Below are 17066 nucleotides of genomic sequence, written 5' to 3'. Positions count from 1 at the left end.
TTCTAGTCGTGTGTTCCACAATCAGATTATCATCTACCCATCGGTTCGATGTTTAGAACTAGTTTCATCCTCCTATCTCCATTCTACTTGCTATGGCATAGATTACATTAACTGTCACACTGTTTCCCGCTTGTTTATATAATTGAGCGTTAGAGTTAACTTCTTTTGCTCGATTGAAAGTCCAATCTGGAAATCCTTGCAATCTCCAACATTCTCTAGGAGTCAACTTCCTAATTTTACTACCTTGAGAAATTGCAAAAGTTCCCATTGTACTAAGACTACGATAACCATTTGCAGTTAAAGTGCCAATGTTATCTCTTTTTCTTTTGTTATACAGGTCATAAACAGCCAATAAATTATTTTCATGATAACTATTACTAGTTACTGTGGGTGCAATAGCATGAAAACAACCTTTATTATAGCCTCTAGCTTTTTGAATAATTTGTGGCACATTCTTAAAATAATGAGGAATTAAGATTTTCTGCCCTTCTCCCTTATTTGTTGTGATAGTTGGAGCTAAGCCATTAGCAGAATATATCTCACCATTCATCCCATTTCCTGAAGGATTAACATTTCCTATAGAGATTACTTCATTTCCAGTAACAACCGATTCGCCTTCTCGTCCGATAGGAAAAATTCTTCTGGTACCTGCTCCTCTAAGATGTCCAATAATGAAGACTCGTTCCCTATTTTAGGGGACTCCAAAATTTTTGCTGTTAAGCACTTGCCATTCCACGTTGTACCCCAATTCATCCAAGACTCCGAGGATTGTCTCAAATGTAGCTCCTTCGTCATGACTAAGGAGTCCTTTGACGTTTTCAAGGAATAGATATTTAGGTTTGAGAATAGAGGCGAACCGTGCAATCTCAAAAAAGAGAGTTCCTCGTGTATCTTCAAAACCGTGTCTGTTTCCTGCAATACTGAAAGCCTGGCACGGAAATCCTCCACAGATAATGTCCACACTTCCGATTCTTCGAATAGACTCATCTGTGACTGTTGTAATGTCATGTAGTTCTATTTCTCCTTCTGTACTATGTATTGTTTTATAACTCTTTCTAGCGAATGGATCAATTTCGCAAAAACCAACACATTTATGTCCTGCCGCCTCCATGCCAAGACGAAAACCGCCAATACCAGCAAAAAGGTCTAAAAATTTCATTTCTTTCCCTTTTTTGTCTTACTTATCAAAAAAATGCGACTGCCCTCTTGTGAGTTTCGGCTAAATACAGGCAGTCGCCATTCCTTACATCATTCATCAACAACTGATTCTTGACGCATTTTCTAGTTCGCTTTTAGCGTGGTTCACGGCACGTTAGGTTATTTATTTCTTACGTTGACTATATTTCATTCGTCTAGCTTGTTCTTGCATTCCATGAGACTTTTCATTCTAACCTCCCTTACTTTGTAAATCAGCTTCTTTCACAAAGACACCATCAATCATCTTTCCTTTTCTGTCCTTGATTTCCTTGTAAGCTATCGCCAAGCAAGTACCAGCGTTAGTCATGTTATGAATAGATATACTATGAATAACTGAATGTAACAGACTCAACTCAGGACGGACTTGAGGTGTCTGAGTTTCATTATGATAAATATGTTTGTGAAGTTTCATTGCTAATTCTCCAAGACTAGACACCATAAGCAATAGATCCAATTCCTGTGGACTAGCCTCAATCTGTGCACCATTTCTAACCTGCTGTTCCAAACCAATTAAGACAACCTGCATATCTCCTAACGCATCCTTAATCAACTCAGACTTACCTTTAGCAATACCTTCAAAAAGTTCACCTACTTCTTCCATCAACTTTTCAAATTGCTTAACAGGGTTTGCTTCATGTAAATTACGGTTAATAAACCATTGCTCAACTTTTTCAGTTAATTGTTCTGTCATCTCTTTCTCCTTTCTCAATTAAGTAATAACAATCACTTGATCCATAATCAATCCTAATAATCTCACCACTCCTGCTCTTACGAAAACGAGGTGAACTAATAGCTGAGTAACTTTCTTGATGTTGTTTGAGTTTATCAATAGCGTCACCAATCTTATCAAAGCTACCAATAAACGTTTTACGATAAGACAAAGTAAAGAACAATCATCAATACCTCCTATCTTGCATATCCTTTGGATAGACAAAACTATTACCCATTACACCTTCCAAGATACGACTTGATAAAGCACCATTTCCAAAGTCATCCGCATATAAATTTTTGATTTGTTCACTACTGAGATTAGTATTGATAATAGTGTTGTGCCGATTATCCAGAACTTCATACAGTAATTGATGTCGCCATTCGTTCTTGGCTTTGTTACCATCTTTACGACTTTCTTTACCAAGGTCATCCAAGAATAGATAGTCAACCTTAGTTAGAAGATCTACCATCTTAGCCTTAGAAAATCCATTATCTATACTAAAACTTTCCTCGACTTTGTTGAAAAGACTAACTACTGACACAAAGAGAATACTTCTAGGATTGTCGTAAACCTTAAACTGTTCATTCATAAACCTAGCTAAACCATAAGTCAGATGACTCTTACCAACACCAGAAGGACCAGTAACAATCGCATTACCAACACCATCCCTACGATAAAACTGTTCCATCCGCTTAACAAAGTTAATAAATCTCAGCCTTAATCTCGTAAGTCTCAAGGCTTTTAACTGTTAGCTTATCACTGACTAAACTATCACGATTAAAGACAGCATAAGTGTCAGCTAACTTGCTATTGATTTCTGATTCAGCCTCAAGTTTTTTTCCAAAAACTCCAATCGCTATCTTAGTACACTCAGGACACTGCTCCACTTTTTCTAACCTCCCCTTGATAGATACCAAAGTCATCCAAAGGTTACAACTGTGAATATCACAAACTTCCTCAAGCACTTGCTTGGTTTGAAAATGATTTTCCATCTAAAATCCCAACCTTTCATCAATGCTATCATTTACTTGTTGTGCTTTTTTAGGCATTGGCTTATTCAAATAGTTGTCCATCTTATTTCCAAAAAGCGTCTGCGGTTGCAAATATTGCTCATAGTCAGTTCCTTTCCAACTAGCGGTCATCACATCAACCACCTTTTTGAAATCATCCAAGCTATAACCTTCTTTCAATCTCGCTTGAATAACTTTCTGATGACTACGTGATTTAGCTTGAAAATTCTTACTAGCTACCTTGTTCAAGTACGCAAGGATTTCTTGACAAGTAAACAATATATTATTATTAATATCAGTCTTATTCTTATCAGTCTTTATTGTCTGAACTTTTTGAGGGTAGAGAGCCTTATTTTTTGCGGTTCTGCCTCCCAAATTTTGCGGTTCTGAACCACTTTCTGGCCCTTTGATGTAAAGACGATTTGGTTTAGTTAATCCTTGTCTTTCTTCATGCAAAAGTCCAGCGTCTTTCAGCTCTTTTTTTGTCTTAGTTACCGTATTCTCAGAACAACCCAATTCTTTGCAAAATTCACCATTAGTAAAATACATAAAAATCTGACCTTTAGTATCATGCCAGGCATTATCCAAAGATAAACTTAAACGATTAAAAAGCATAGCATACATGAGTTTAGCATTGCTCGACAAATTCTTGTAAGGTTCTTGAAAAAGCCATTTGGGTATCTGAATATACTGGTATTTCTCAACCTCTTTTTTGAAAAAAGTCTCAGTCATTTATTACTCCTCCTGTACACTGGAAAACTTGGTGTACTCCTTATGAAAATACAACCTGACTGTTCCCAAACCACCATGTCTATTTTTCTTGATAATCAACTCTGTCAGATTACTTTCTGGTTGACCATCTTGCTTATCTTGATAATAATCATCTCGATAAAGAAAAGCCACAATATCCGCATCTTGCTCAATACTACCTGACTCTCTCAAGTCACTCATAATCGGACGCTTATCTTGTCTCTGCTCAACACCACGACTCAACTGACTAAGAGCAATCACAGGAACTTTTAATTCCTTGGCAATAACTTTCAGCTGCCTTGAAATCTCTGACACTTCTTGCTGACGATTATCCGACCTCGAACCAGTAATAAGCTGAAGATAATCAATGATAATCAAACCAAGATTTCCCATTTCTTGAGCCAAACGTCGAACCCTAGCTCTAATATCAGTAATACGAACACCAGCCGAATCATCAATAAAAATGGGAGCTTCTGCCAATTGACTTTGTGCAAAAACCAACCTCTGCCATTCCTCTGTAGAGAGTTGACCAGTCCTAATGTGATGACTCATAATAGCCCCTTCACTAGCAAGCATACGCTCAACCAGACTCTCAGACCCCATTTCAAGAGAGAAAATAGCCACTGGCTTTCTTAACTTAATACCCACATTTTGAGCAATATTCAGTGCAAAAGCTGTCTTACCCATAGCTGGACGTGCAGCAAGGATAATCAATTGATCTTCATGTAGGCCTGTCGTTAATTTATCAAAATCATAAAAACCCGTAGCCACTCCCGTGATAACACTGCTTTGATTAGCACGTTCTGCAATATGTTCATGATTTTCCATCAACACATCATAAATCGGTCTAAAACTACGAGTATTGCTAGAACGACTAACTTCAAGCAACGATTTTTCAGCCTTAGCGATGATATCATCAATAGCCATCTCCTCGTCATAAGCATCTCCAATAGAGTCTGAGAGATTGGCGATAATACTCCTCAATCGTGCCTTTTTAGCCACAATTTTGGCATAATACTCTGCATGAGCACTGGTTGGCACTGCATTCAAAATATCAGTTAAATAAGCAATACCACCAATAGCATCCAAGCCTCCTTGACTATCTAATTCAGCCTTGACGGTTACAACATCAATAGCTTCTCCACGATTAGTCAATGTCAACATCGTCTTAAACAAAAGCTGATGAGCTGGCCGATAAAAATCCGCTGGTGTCAAGTATTCAGAAACTGTCACAAGTACTGCTGGCTTGATGAAAATAGATCCAAATACAGACTGCTCAGCAACGACATCTTGAGGCAATACACTTAAATCATTCATACCTACCACACCTTTTTCTTAATCTCCTGCTGCTTCATATAAGCATGAAAACGATCATAAACTTGACTATTTTCTTCCCAAGTTTGACGAGGTAAAACCACCTCATAGCGTTCCACTTCCTTTGGCTTAGCAAATAACCAATTAAACACTTTTTTCATCTCATTACCCTTCATACACTCAAACGTTGCCAATTTTTGGCATACCATTCAATCACGGCATCTCTTGGATACTTCTCACGACCTTTTCCTGTGATTCTTGGAAAATCAGGAAAACAATTAAATCTAGCGTCAAACGTTGTGACATCCATATTGCCACCAATCATTTGGCAGACTTGCTTTTTAGTTAACTCCAGTGGAAAATGCGTCCGTTCATAATTCAGTGCTGATTCTGAAGCTGATAAAGCTGCTGAGGTCAACCTATCTTGAAACTTCATTGTCAAAGACTCTAACAATTCATCCATAGTTACCACTACCTCTTTCAAAAATACCTACTTTATGCTATAATTAACTTGTTTTTTTTAGTAAGCCCATCACTCTTTGGATTCCCGTCCAAAGGGGCTTTTTTTATTTTGCCGATTGTAGAAACCCCATCATCAAATTATCTGCCGTAGGATTTTCCAAACGATCTAAACGTTCTCTTAATTCCTTATTTTCAGCTTTCAATTCCTTGATATCAGCTAAAATGCTAATAATATCTGATTCTGTAATTTCTAAACGATCTAAAACTGGTAATCTTACCTTATTCATTTCTTCCTCCTTAAAGTGTTATAAGCATATACCATATCAACGCAAGTAACGGCAACAAGCTCACTACTAATGCTAACCACTCACTAAGCTGCCAAACGGCCAAGCAAAACCATAATAGCCCTACAATCAGCCCTGCCAACAATGACGCAATCAGCCAAATTAAAATCAATGTTTCTAATGTCATAACCTTCCCCTTTCTAATGAATTCATAACAGATTTCTCCTTATCTTTCCCAGTATCAATACTGTTTCCCATACATCTAATCCTTCAAGGCTATCAATAATCAATGGACTAAGTGGATGATTTTTCTTTTGCCAGTTGGCTATTAGTTTAGTTGTCATTACTCTTCCTCCAAACTTGTCCAACTTTCTGATATTTTAAGTTTTTTATTAACTTTCAACTTTAAATCATCACTACCATGGCCATCTTTCAAAAGACGACTAACCATTGCCGGACTAACCCCAAGTACAATCGCAAAATCCGTCTGAAACCAAGCACGATCATGTAGCCGTTTTTTAACAATATCAATCCGTTTTTGATGTTATTGACTCATGCTTTATCTTTCTATTTTTGGTACAATTAACCTAGCATTACAGAAAGGAGGATAAACAATGAAAACTAAAGAAGTTCGAATTTTGGAAGCTTGCCATAAATTCTTAATTGGCATCACACAGTTTGAAAAAGAGCTTCAAGACGACTGTCTCGTCTATCAATATCATGGTAAAAATATAGTCTTTAATACTTATCAAGTATATGAAAATCTATCATTTACTGATTACATACCCAAATATAATTATCTTGACGATAAAAGAACTTACCTTGATAATAAACAAGATTTGATAAAAGCATTTCCAAGCAAAGAAGTTCTAAGAATCTTGCAAAGAATAGAGAACCCAGAACAAACTCGGATTCAAATCTTTAAGCTACTATCAGAAGTCACTCTTGAGCCTCTCACTGAACAATATCCAAATGTGAAAGAAGATAATTTTGGATACAATTTCTTCAATCTTGTAACCAAGGAAAGATACCCTATCTATCTTTTTTCAGAAAATGCTAACTTTGAGCTAGTTGCCATCACTCAGAAAGATGCCCTTCAAAATTAAATGTTCTTAGTTCGTGAGCTAACTTCTCAAGCTCACGAGCTTTTTTATTAAATTCATTACTAAGTTCAATAAACTTATCCAAATTTGTAACCTTAACAGTTACTGTCATTGAGTTAAATTCCATCTTCTCCCTCCTTCCATTAGTTTAAGTAATAATCCCTCACTCCCTTTGTGCTATAATGTTTGCAGAAAGGAGGTGGCAATATGATTATTGACGCAGAAAAATTCGCTCTTGCTGTTGTTTCTTCTTCAAGTTCAGAACTATCTATAAAAGAGAAAATCAAACTCTATGAAGATGCCGTCCAAACTGTTAAAGATTACAATCAACCACAGATAGAAAATCAACAGCAACAAAATATTGATAATGCTGAAGCATTCTTAAAAATATTTTAGTGAATGATTCCATGACTTTTCAATTCTTTACCAAGTTCGCAGTACCCTTTAGCAAGTTCGCACCTTGCTAGAGGGTCTTTTTCTATTTTTAGTTGATCTTCAATTTCCTTAAAAAATGTCAATAGGTTGTTCAAATAGACTGAAGCATTCATCTCCCCCCTCCTTTCCATTAGTTATAAGTAATATGTTTTGTCAATCCTTCTTTCTCTTATGCTATAATGACCTTATTATTATAGAAAGGGGGATAAGGTATGGAAAAGCAACATCTTGGCACATTCTTGAAACACCGTACGCAAACAATCGGTAAAACCAGTGTGCAAGCGAACTCTGAAGTAGAATATACTTTTATAGCTGGCAAAGACGAGCAAAGTATGGTTCAAGTATTAACTGTTCATAAAAATGGTTTAGTCATTCTAGCAAATTCTGAAACAGCAGAAATCTGGTCTAATAGAAAGCCTGTATTCTCAGAACAAGCCGACGTAACTGTTATCAGCTTTGAAAGTGAATAGTGCCAGTTTTTAAGTCAATAGAAAACCTATTATTGACTGATTTAAGAACTTGTTTCCGAACAGGTTCTTTTTTTATCTTTCTCATCTTCCCCTCCTTCCCAATAAGACTAAGTAAAGGGTTATGTCAAGACATAAGTCTTTACTTTTGATAGAACTAGTCTATCAAGGATTTTTGCAGAGTTTGGTTATCGTGTGTTATTTATGTCAACTTTTTTATGAAACTAAAATGGCTTCAAAAACCACTTTAGGTTCCACTCCCAAAATTCCAGCAAGTACTAACATTTCATTGCCATCAAATCGCTCTTTTGGTTTGCTTTGTTTTCTATAAAAGCCTGTACGAGTTAATCCCATTTTTTGGGCAATAACTTGTCTCTTTATACCACTGTTATCTAGAAGCTTTTCAAATTCTGTTTTGTCCATTGACCGTCCTCCTTTCTACAAGTATGACTACTTGAAAATACTAAGAAGAAGATTGATGATACTTAATACCGCTATAATAACTAACAATATTGTTCTTTGCTTTTCAGTCATCTTGCTATTCTCCAAGGGTTATGATAAACTTTAAGTAGTAGTAAACCAGCCCCCAGCTTTTCGCTGGGGCGGTTGATTTACTTACTGGCTATTTATGAAAAGTTCTCTTATAAGTCGTATAACTTCGATGACTGCCAAGACTATCGTTGCTATATCGCTTGTTGAGAGCTTTTCTTTTTTATGTTGCCTTCGTTTTTTCATAACCCTTGCTCCTTTCTATTTTTGTTAAGGTCTATCTCAACCTTACAACTATATTATAATCCTTTGTTTCCTTTTTGTCAACTATTTTGTGTCAAAAAAGTCAACTTTTTGAAAAGAAAATATTATCATGTTTGTTGACAAAAAGAAAACACAACTATATAATGAAAACAAGCAATACGATAAAAGGAGCTTTGTTATGGAAACTCAGATAGCTTTTCCTGCTATGGTAAAAGAATATAGAACTGCTAACAATCTAACCATGGAACAATTAGCTGACAAGATTGGCAAGACAAAATCAACAATATCAAAATGGGAAAAAGGAACGCGTTCTCCAAAAATTCAAGAAATCGAAGAAATTGCCAATTTTTTTAACGTTGAACCTGCTATTATGATGTTCGGTGCTATAACCACCGACACCCCCACACAAGCCCCTAGCGAGCTTGTCACGGCGATTACTGACACGGTGGTACAATTACACCCTGAACGCCAAGAAATCGTCCTAGACGTCGCTACAGAGCAGTTGGAGGAGCAAGAAAAAGAAAGCTCAGTTACTTCTATAATAGAAACAACTGAACTTGAAGATGATGAAGATAATTACCTTGACGAAGAACTGGTAGAATACCACGTCTATGAACGCCTATCCGCAGGACTTGGCACAGGCTATACAGATGATGGTAACTACGACATCGTCTATTCAGACCTAGACATCAACCACGACTTTGCCAGTTGGATTTATGGCGATAGCATGGAACCAAAATACCTTAACGGACAAGTCGCTCTCATCAAGCAGACAGGCTTTGACTACGACGGTGCTATTTATGCGATTGAATGGGACGGACAGACCTACATCAAAAATGCCTATAAAGAAGAAAAAGGCTTACGCTTAGTTTCCCTTAATAAAAAATACGCCGACAAATTCGCTGCATGGGAAGAAGAACCACGCATCATCGGCAAGATCGTCGGCCACTTCACCCCAATGGAGAGGTAAGAAATTAGTCCTATAACAACACAACCTAAAAACCATGACAGACGAAGCCATGGTTAAAGAAGAATTTTACAAAGCCGTAGGGGCGGAGTGAAAAGATTGGAAAATAAAAAAACGTTGATTTAACAACGTTTCTAGCTTATTAGGAATTTACTTGGAAAATAAATTATGGACATTTTATTAGAATCATTAATCAGAAGCGAAGATGAGATTATTGAATACAAAAATCAAACCTTCTCTAATCCGCAAAATGAGACAAACATCAGTGACTCGGTTACACACAATCGTCTGATAGACTTTTGGACTCCCGTTAGATATAATTCAAATTACCCACTCAACGTTGTTATTAATTATGGCCATGTTAGGCAACAGATTTTCCTATCTCTTAAGTTAGTCGATTTCTGGAGGTATGGTAATGACTGAATACGAAATCAAAATACCTAAAACATTAGATAATGAATACGATAATTTAAAAGAACTATATTTACAAGTAGATGAAATACTACCTCATGTTCAAACCGAAGACTATGTAACATTCAACTTTGAAAATATCCGTTGGATAAATGCTGAAATGACTGTCTATCTTGGAATGCTTTTTAGTGCTGTAAATAGCAAAGGTGGAAAAGTCTATGCCCTTTTGGAAAATCTATCTCTAAAATCAAAAGAAATCCTATTAAAGAATGGATTCTTGAAAAGCTTCGGATTGGATTACGAACTACTAGATACATACAATACTACCATTCCATTTTACCGCTCATCTATTGAAAAAATTGAACAAATTGACGAATATATAGACAAGGAACTATTAAGACACATCCAAACGAAAACATCAAGCGATTTTTTAGGGGAAATCAAAGAATCATTATTAGAAATCATCCACAATGTTCGTGATCACTCAGGATCTGATGTTATCTATATGTGCGGTCAACACTACCCTAGAAAGCCCTATGGAAGTCAAAAAGGTACAATTTCATTCGCTGTATCAGATAATGGAATCGGATTAATTAAAAACATAAAAACCAAGAAGAAACTGTATTCCACAGATACTGTTGATTATTTTGATTGGGCATTTGATAAAGGAACCTCAACTAAAAATAGATATGATAGTGGAGTGGGCTTATACGAATTAAAAAAGAAACTCTTGGGAAAAGGAGAAATTAAAATTATTTCTAACAACGGCTACTATCATATAGATAAAACTGGTTACACAACTTTCTTAGAATTCCCATTCGACATTGCAGGAACGCTTGTTATCATTACATTCTTTTTAGATGATTGTCAAACTTCCTTATTTTCTGATACAATGGATTTATCAGAACTACTAAATGAATGGTTTATTTAAAGGAGAAAAAATGGAAACACTTATAATACGAGATATCATCAATAGCAATTCTGCTAACATTGACAAAAAAGGAAATTTGGTTTTTCAAGCTATCAAAGAAAGGATAGAAAAAGATCAACCAGTCATTCTAGATTTTACAGGCATTGATACACTAATTACAGCATTCTTAAATTTAGCAATTGGTCAACTCTACGATCTAAGACCAGCAACTGAATTAACGCAATTAGTAAAAATAAAACGCGACACTGTCAGTGACTCCCACTTTCAAAAAATTGCACTGGTATTAACAAATAGTAAAGAAAAAAGGCAAGAGCTTGCAAATCTACAAGATGAGGTTATGGAAGATGGCTATTGATATTAATTTGAATTCATATACCTTATCTAGAGGGGAAACATTTATTGTTGATTCAAATATATGGATCTATTTGTACTCACCTTATTCGACACACAGCCATGGTTATGAAAAGTTTATATCCAATGCCCATACTAACAAGTGCAAACTATTTGTTAATTCACAGATTATCTCTGAATATATAAACGTCATTTGCAAAACAGCATACCGCGGATATCTAAGACAAAACCGCTTGAGTGCAAAGAAGTTCATATTTAAGAGAGATTTTCAGCAAACAAATGACTATAAAAAAATTTTTCAACTCGCATGTGATAGTGTAAAAAATGATATTTTATCTCAAAGTAAAATATTACCAATAAAACTTTGGCACATAAGAGAGAGCTTAAATAATCCTCATCAAATGAATGACTATAACGATTTAGTATATTCTAAAATGTTAATTAATAATATGAAAATCGTTAGTCATGATAAAGATTTTAAAAACCATCCTGAAAATATTGTTTGGTTACACTACTAAAAAAGCCCTACGCTCACTAGGTTTGGCGACTCTGAGCGTAAGGCGAATTCTGTATAGTAAAAACCTGCTTTCAGTAGGTCTCTTTACTATACCCATTTTATCAAGAAATGAGGTAAATAGCAATGGCATACTTTAGAAAGCGTGACAATGGTTGGGAATACCGTATCAGTTATAAAACACCTGATGGCAAATACAAGCAAAAGTCCAAATCTGGTTTTCGTACTAAAGCACTTGCCACGGCAGCTGCTATTGAAATGGAAAGACAGCTCACTCAAACTGTCAGCATCGACACCAACATCAGCTTTATCGATTACTTAAAAAACTGGGCAAATACTTTCAAAAAAAGAAATCTTGCCAAAGGCACTTGGCGAAATTATGAACAAACCTTTAGGATTGTTGAACAACATTTTGGTCAAACTAAATTGACTGCCATCACGACATCTACTTATCAACAATTTCTCAATACTTTAGGCAAACACTACTATCATGGCACAATACGAGTTATTCACCATCGTTTACGTTCTTGTGTCAAATATGCCCTAGCAGACCAACTAATCCCCTACAATTTTACTGATTTAGCTATTATTACTGCCGATAAAAAAGCCAAACCATTGGATGAAAAATTTCTTGAATTAGATGAATACCAGAGGCTACTTCAGCATCTCAAAGAAAATATTACAAGCCATCGCTACATACAACTCTACCTTATTGCCGTCACAGGATTACGCGTTTCTGAAAGTTTAGGATTAACTTGGGCAGATATCGACTTAGAAAATGGTATAATAACTATTAACAAAACATGGGACATCTATGACCAATCAGGATTTATGCCAACCAAAAATCCCCAATCAATGCGTATGATTCCCATTGATGAAACGACTTCCCAACTCTTACGTGATTACAAAAACAATCGTTGGCAGACAAACGATCTTGACCGTGTCTTTCTTGAACCCAACCAAGTTTGGCTTAATCGTGTGATTAAGAAAATTGTCGGAAGAAACGTACATGTTCACTCACTCCGTCATACTTATACAAGCTACCTCATTAGCCAAGGAGTCGAGTTAATAACCATTTCCAAGGTTATTGGCCATAAAGATCTGACTGTTACACTCCAAACCTATGCCCATCTCTTAGAAGATAAAAAAGAAAAAGATTTCCACACCATTCGTCAACTCTTTCAATAATTTGGGTCGGATTTGGGGCATAAAACAACAGAAACACTATAAAATCAAGGATAATTTAAGCATATTATGATAACAAAAGAATTTGATACCATCGCTGCCATTGCTACTCCCTTGGGGGAAGGGGCTATCGGAATCGTCCGTTTGTCTGGCACAGATGCCATTACAATCGCTAGCAAGGTCTTTAAGGGGAAGGACTTAAAACAGGTCACTTCTCATACCATCAACTATGGCCATATCGTAGAAAACAACCAAATCATCGATGAAGTCATGCTCAGTCTGATGCGAGCACCAAGAACGTTTACTCGTGAAGATGTCATCGAAATCAATACACATGGCGGTCTAGCAGTGACCAACCAAATTTTGCAACTCTTGATTCGCCACGGTGCTCGTCTAGCCGAACCAGGTGAATTTACCAAGCGTGCCTTTCTCAATGGTCGAATTGACCTCACACAAGCTGAAGCAATCATGGATCTCATCCGAGCTAAGACAGATAAGGCCATGTCAATTGCGGTCAAACAATTAGACGGCTCACTGTCTGATTTGATCAATAATACACGCCAAGAAATCCTGAATACGCTGGCTCAGGTGGAAGTTAATATCGACTATCCTGAATACGATGATGTTGAAGAAATGACCACGGCTCTCTTACAAGAAAAAACTCAAGAATTTGAAAAGCTGCTGACCAACCTGCTCAAAACAGCCAAACGTGGTAAGATCTTGCGTGAGGGTTTATCAACTGCGATTATTGGCCGACCAAATGTAGGTAAATCTAGCCTACTCAATACTCTGCTGCGAGAAGACAAGGCCATTGTCACTGATATTGAAGGAACCACTCGTGACGTCATTGAAGAATATGTCAATATCAATGGGGTACCACTGAAACTCATTGATACGGCAGGGATTCGTGAAACCGATGATGTGGTTGAGCAAATCGGTGTGGAGCGTTCTAAAAAAGCCCTCAAAGAAGCTGACTTAGTGCTTTTGGTCTTAAATAGCTCTGAAAAACTAACTCCACAAGACCATCAACTTCTTGAACTCAGCCAAGGTAGCAATCGGATCATTCTTCTCAACAAAACCGATCTACCTCAAGCTATCGAAAAAGAACAATTACCAGATGATGTGCTAAGCATTTCTGTCTTAACCAAAGAAAATATTGATTTGATTGAAGAGCGTATCAACCAACTCTTCTTTGACAATGCAGGTATTGTTGAACAAGATGCCACCTACCTGTCCAATACTCGTCATATCAGTCTAATTGAACAGGCTGTGGATAGTTTACAAGCAGTCAATCAAGGTTTAGAACTTGGTATGCCAGTTGATTTACTGCAAATTGATCTCACTCGCACTTGGGAAATTTTAGGGCAAATCACTGGAGACGCTGCACCAGATGAACTCATCACACAACTCTTTAGCCAGTTTTGTCTTGGTAAATAAAAAAACCAGAATCACTAAGTGGTTCTGGTTTTTAGGAGATTTATAAAAAGAAAAGTTTTAGGATGACTATAGTATAAGCCAGCTAGCTTAATCCTAACTTAAACAAATGTTATTTTACAATTGTTAGAAATAAAAATAACTATCAAATCAATCCCTCCACAATTATAATGGTCATAACACCAAAAAGAATTGAACTCTTCACAAGATTCTCCTACTTCGCCCATTTTGGGCACACCCCCTCACAACTGTGACGATGACAACTCCAAAAAGAACTGAACTCATCACAAGGTTTTTCTTCCTTGCCCATTTTGGGCACACCTCATCACAACTGTGATGATGACAACTTCAAAAAAAATTGAGCTCATCACAAGGTTTTTCTTCCTTGCCCATTTTGGGCACACCTCATCACAACTGTGATGATGACAACTTCAAAAAAAATTGAGCTCATCACAAGATTCTCCTACTGCGCCCATTTTGGGCACACCTCATCACAACTGTGATGATGACAACTCCAAAAAGAATTGAGCTCATCACAAGATTTTTCTTCTTTGCCCAATTCGAAGCTGAGTCGCTCATCGCTAGGATGATAATCACTCCGAAGAAAATTAACTCGCTCAATATTTTTCTCTGATTTGCCAAGAAAAACTCTTTTATAGTATAATGAGACTATTAAAAGGAGTAAAGAAAAAAGTTAGTTTGAACACAAACACAGCTACCACTGATTATGTATGCTTTAATCGATAGTCAAAATGATATCAATTAAAAGACGATTCCTAAATAGAAATCGTCTTTTTTGCTGCGTTTATTTTACGATTATCAAATCTTTTAGTTGCTCAAGAATGTCTTCTAAGCCAACTCCAGCTTGTAAAAGTGCTGCTGCAGCATAGGTCCCTTCCAAAACTGGCACATCTTGAATAAGCAAGGTCTTATCTGATAAATCTGCAACCATTTCTAAATTCATCCGAGCTGAACCTAGATCATAAAAAGCTAAAAGTTGCGAGCAAGGATTGTCTGCCACAATCGCTTCAATTTGTTCAAAACTAGTACCGATACTACCATCAAGCAAGCCACCAACATAGGTCACAGGCACATCTTTTGCTACTTGGTTAATGAGATTAACCACACCTTGAGCCAAGTCCTTAGAATGAGAAACCAGTACAATACCCAAATCAGTCATTAGCCACCACCACTTCTAAAAGCGAATCAAATAGCAAGGCTGACGAATAGGAACCTGGGTCAAGATGACCCACAGAACGTTCACCCAAGTAAGAGGCACGTCCCTTGGTTGCGACCAATTCTTTTGTTTGCTCTGCATAAGCATAAACTTTCTCGACACTTAAATCGCCCATTTTTAACGCTTCAATAGTTGGTTGCCACACATCAATCATGGTCTTTTCACCTAGACTCGCTTTTCCTCTTTTGACAATCATCTCAAGGCCTGATGTTAATAATGTGACTAACTGGTCTTCATCACTAGCTTTACTCATGCCAATAAATGCTGAACCATAAAGAGGACCTGAAGCTCCACCAACTTTACTCAACAATTGCATGCCAACGGTCTTAAACACTTCACCTGTATTGGTAAATTCATTTTGATTTAGAGACTCCATGACGGTAGCCATCCCACGCGCCATATTTCCCCCATGATCACCATCCCCAATCGGAGTATCTAATTCACTCAAGTAATCCTTATTCTCTTGAATCTTTTCATTAAAATGAGTCATCCAAGCTAATGCTTCTGCTACTTTCATCCACTACTCCTTTCTACCAAGCTGGTGTATTAACTGGACTGTTCAAGGCTTCTAGCCAGTCAGCTTCTAATTTCATCAAGGTCAAAGATAGGCCTGCCATATCAATGGCCGTCATATAATTCCCTAGTTTCTTATAAACCACTTTAATGCCTTTATCGGCTAAAAGATTAGCAACATCATGAGCAAACACATATTGTTCCATCAAAGGAGTCGCTCCTAAGCCATTGATTAAAAGGGCAAATTCTTGATCTTCTGTCACTTCGAAATCGACCAAGAGCTTATCAACCAATTCCTTAGCTAATTCTTTAGAAGGTTGCATTTTTTCTTTACGATAACCTGGTTCGCCATGAATCCCTACTCCATATTCAAACTCATCATCCGCAAGAACAAAGCCTGGTTTACCAACTTCTGGTACTGTGGCACCTGATAAGGCCAAACCAATCGTTTTAATGTTTTTAACCAAATCATCAGCCAAAGCCTTAATGTCAGACAAAGATTTGCCTTCACGAGCAGCATGTCCCAAAATTTTATGAACAAATAAGGTACCCGCTACCCCTCGACGTCCTTGAGTATATAAACTATCTTCTACTGCCACATCGTCATCAACAACAACGCTAGCCACTTCAATACCTTCTAATTCTGCTAATTCTTGTGCCATTTCAAAATTCATGATGTCACCAGAATAGTTTTTGATAACCATGAAAACACCCGCACCCTCATCAGCAGCCTTAATCGCTTCTAAAATTTGGTCTGGCGTTGGTGACGTAAAGACCGCTCCACAGACCGCAGCAGATAACATCCCTTCTCCAACAAAACCAGCATGAGACGGCTCATGACCTGAACCACCACCAGAAATCAAACCAACCCGTCCTTTTTTCTCTGCCTTACGCACCAGCACATCATAACCATCTAAACGCTCCAACAAATCAGAATGGACAAAACCAATCCCTTCAATCATCTCATTGACAACATCTGTAGGCTGATTGATAATTTTTTTCATGATAAATTCCTCCTTAGCATAAGTAATCATGT

23 protein-coding genes and 2 pseudogenes are annotated in these 17066 nt (G+C 37.0%); 9 read left to right on the top strand and 16 right to left on the bottom strand.

All coding sequences use genetic code 11. From position 1 onward, the window contains the following. Positions 1-64 precede the first annotated feature (64 nt). From FRX54_RS00555 to FRX54_RS06270, 10 genes and pseudogenes are all read right to left on the bottom strand, one after another. A pseudogene (locus tag FRX54_RS00555) lies at positions 65-1159 on the bottom strand (DNA cytosine methyltransferase). 228 nt (positions 1160-1387) lie between these two features. Beyond that, positions 1388-1888, bottom strand: coding sequence for a MazG-like family protein (locus FRX54_RS00550; RefSeq protein WP_146459898.1), 501 nt, complete (start codon positions 1886-1888; stop codon positions 1388-1390). After that, the gene (locus FRX54_RS00545; RefSeq protein ID WP_146459896.1) at positions 1869-2090 is read right to left on the bottom strand and encodes a hypothetical protein; all 222 of its coding nucleotides are present in this window, start codon (positions 2088-2090) and stop codon (positions 1869-1871) included. Before FRX54_RS00545 ends, FRX54_RS00550 begins: the two co-directional genes overlap by 20 nt. Positions 2091-2093: 3 nt before the next feature. Continuing rightward, a pseudogene (locus tag FRX54_RS06440) lies at positions 2094-2901 on the bottom strand (ATP-binding protein). Beyond that, entirely contained in the window at positions 2902-3651 is a 750-nt protein-coding gene (locus FRX54_RS00530; RefSeq protein ID WP_146459890.1) for a conserved phage C-terminal domain-containing protein, read from the bottom strand. A 3-nt stretch (positions 3652-3654) separates the two neighbouring features. Then, positions 3655-4986 (bottom strand): replicative DNA helicase, encoded by a 1332-nt coding sequence (gene dnaB, locus FRX54_RS00525; RefSeq protein ID WP_146459888.1) that lies wholly within the window; start codon positions 4984-4986, stop codon positions 3655-3657. Positions 4987-4988: 2 nt separating this feature from the next. Continuing rightward, complete coding sequence (locus FRX54_RS06275; RefSeq protein ID WP_186652441.1) at positions 4989-5159, bottom strand: hypothetical protein; 171 nt, start codon at positions 5157-5159, stop codon at positions 4989-4991. Beyond that, complete coding sequence (locus tag FRX54_RS06435; protein WP_146459886.1) at positions 5156-5446, bottom strand: DNA-binding protein; 291 nt, start codon at positions 5444-5446, stop codon at positions 5156-5158. Before FRX54_RS06435 ends, FRX54_RS06275 begins: the two co-directional genes overlap by 4 nt. 103 nt (positions 5447-5549) lie before the next feature. Beyond that, the gene (locus FRX54_RS00515; protein ID WP_146459884.1) at positions 5550-5732 is read right to left on the bottom strand and encodes a hypothetical protein; all 183 of its coding nucleotides are present in this window, start codon (positions 5730-5732) and stop codon (positions 5550-5552) included. A 10-nt stretch (positions 5733-5742) separates the two neighbouring features. Next, a complete protein-coding gene (locus FRX54_RS06270; protein WP_186652352.1) occupies positions 5743-5916 on the bottom strand; it encodes a hypothetical protein in 174 nt (57 codons plus the stop codon). A 427-nt stretch (positions 5917-6343) separates the two neighbouring features. On the opposite strand from FRX54_RS06270, the gene FRX54_RS00505 reads away from it, so the two are divergent. Further along, positions 6344-6835, top strand: coding sequence for a hypothetical protein (locus FRX54_RS00505; protein WP_146459882.1), 492 nt, complete (start codon positions 6344-6346; stop codon positions 6833-6835). Here FRX54_RS00505 and FRX54_RS00500 read toward each other — a convergent pair. Then, on the bottom strand, positions 6807-6959 hold the full coding sequence (locus FRX54_RS00500; protein WP_146459880.1) for a hypothetical protein: 153 nt from the start codon (positions 6957-6959) through the stop codon (positions 6807-6809). The two genes, FRX54_RS00505 and FRX54_RS00500, sit on opposite strands and share 29 nt — an antisense overlap. Positions 6960-7039: 80 nt before the next feature. On the opposite strand from FRX54_RS00500, the gene FRX54_RS00495 reads away from it, so the two are divergent. Then, entirely contained in the window at positions 7040-7228 is a 189-nt protein-coding gene (locus tag FRX54_RS00495) for a hypothetical protein (RefSeq protein ID WP_146459878.1), read from the top strand. Here the strand turns inward: FRX54_RS00495 and FRX54_RS06265 are convergent. Beyond that, positions 7225-7380, bottom strand: a complete 156-nt coding sequence (locus FRX54_RS06265) for a hypothetical protein (protein ID WP_186652349.1) — start codon at positions 7378-7380, stop codon at positions 7225-7227. The genes FRX54_RS00495 and FRX54_RS06265 overlap by 4 nt on opposite strands. A gap of 99 nt (positions 7381-7479) precedes the next feature. Between FRX54_RS06265 and FRX54_RS00490 the strand changes: the two genes are divergently transcribed. After that, positions 7480-7737: a hypothetical protein gene (locus FRX54_RS00490; protein ID WP_146459876.1), complete on the top strand. Its 258-nt coding sequence runs from the start codon at positions 7480-7482 to the stop codon at positions 7735-7737. 213 nt (positions 7738-7950) lie between these two features. Here FRX54_RS00490 and FRX54_RS00485 read toward each other — a convergent pair whose 3' ends face one another. After that, complete coding sequence (locus FRX54_RS00485) at positions 7951-8157, bottom strand: XRE family transcriptional regulator (RefSeq protein WP_146459874.1); 207 nt, start codon at positions 8155-8157, stop codon at positions 7951-7953. Between the two features lie 508 nt (positions 8158-8665). On the opposite strand from FRX54_RS00485, the gene FRX54_RS00480 reads away from it, so the two are divergent. The 6 genes from FRX54_RS00480 to mnmE all read left to right on the top strand — a co-directional run bounded on the left by FRX54_RS00480 (position 8666) and on the right by mnmE (position 14283). Then, positions 8666-9457 (top strand): XRE family transcriptional regulator, encoded by a 792-nt coding sequence (locus FRX54_RS00480; protein ID WP_146459872.1) that lies wholly within the window; start codon positions 8666-8668, stop codon positions 9455-9457. A 412-nt stretch (positions 9458-9869) separates the two neighbouring features. Continuing rightward, positions 9870-10796, top strand: coding sequence for a hypothetical protein (locus tag FRX54_RS00475; RefSeq protein ID WP_146459870.1), 927 nt, complete (start codon positions 9870-9872; stop codon positions 10794-10796). A 10-nt stretch (positions 10797-10806) separates the two neighbouring features. Then, positions 10807-11151 (top strand): STAS-like domain-containing protein, encoded by a 345-nt coding sequence (locus tag FRX54_RS00470; protein ID WP_186652346.1) that lies wholly within the window; start codon positions 10807-10809, stop codon positions 11149-11151. Further along, positions 11141-11665 (top strand): type II toxin-antitoxin system VapC family toxin, encoded by a 525-nt coding sequence (locus tag FRX54_RS00465; RefSeq protein ID WP_146459866.1) that lies wholly within the window; start codon positions 11141-11143, stop codon positions 11663-11665. Before FRX54_RS00470 ends, FRX54_RS00465 begins: the two co-directional genes overlap by 11 nt. A 122-nt stretch (positions 11666-11787) precedes the next feature. Continuing rightward, entirely contained in the window at positions 11788-12849 is a 1062-nt protein-coding gene (locus FRX54_RS00460) for a tyrosine-type recombinase/integrase (protein WP_146459864.1), read from the top strand. A gap of 66 nt (positions 12850-12915) precedes the next feature. Further along, on the top strand, positions 12916-14283 hold the full coding sequence (gene mnmE, locus FRX54_RS00455) for a tRNA uridine-5-carboxymethylaminomethyl(34) synthesis GTPase MnmE (protein ID WP_146459862.1): 1368 nt from the start codon (positions 12916-12918) through the stop codon (positions 14281-14283). 802 nt (positions 14284-15085) lie between these two features. On the opposite strand, the gene dhaM is transcribed toward mnmE, so the two are convergent. The 3 genes from dhaM to dhaK are packed head-to-tail and all read right to left on the bottom strand — an operon-like array spanning position 15086 to position 17034. Then, the gene (gene dhaM / locus FRX54_RS00450) at positions 15086-15460 is read right to left on the bottom strand and encodes a dihydroxyacetone kinase phosphoryl donor subunit DhaM (protein WP_146459860.1); all 375 of its coding nucleotides are present in this window, start codon (positions 15458-15460) and stop codon (positions 15086-15088) included. Then, the gene (dhaL, locus tag FRX54_RS00445) at positions 15453-16034 is read right to left on the bottom strand and encodes a dihydroxyacetone kinase subunit DhaL (RefSeq protein WP_146459858.1); all 582 of its coding nucleotides are present in this window, start codon (positions 16032-16034) and stop codon (positions 15453-15455) included. Before dhaL ends, dhaM begins: the two co-directional genes overlap by 8 nt. A gap of 13 nt (positions 16035-16047) precedes the next feature. Beyond that, positions 16048-17034, bottom strand: a complete 987-nt coding sequence (gene dhaK / locus FRX54_RS00440; RefSeq protein ID WP_146459856.1) for a dihydroxyacetone kinase subunit DhaK — start codon at positions 17032-17034, stop codon at positions 16048-16050. Positions 17035-17066 lie beyond the last annotated feature (32 nt).

It is taken from the genome of Streptococcus sp. sy004 (assembly GCF_007859205.1).
GTDB lineage: Bacteria > Bacillota > Bacilli > Lactobacillales > Streptococcaceae > Streptococcus.
The sequence above is the reverse complement of the archived record's forward strand: the minus strand, read 5'-3'. Positions and strand labels throughout refer to the sequence as shown.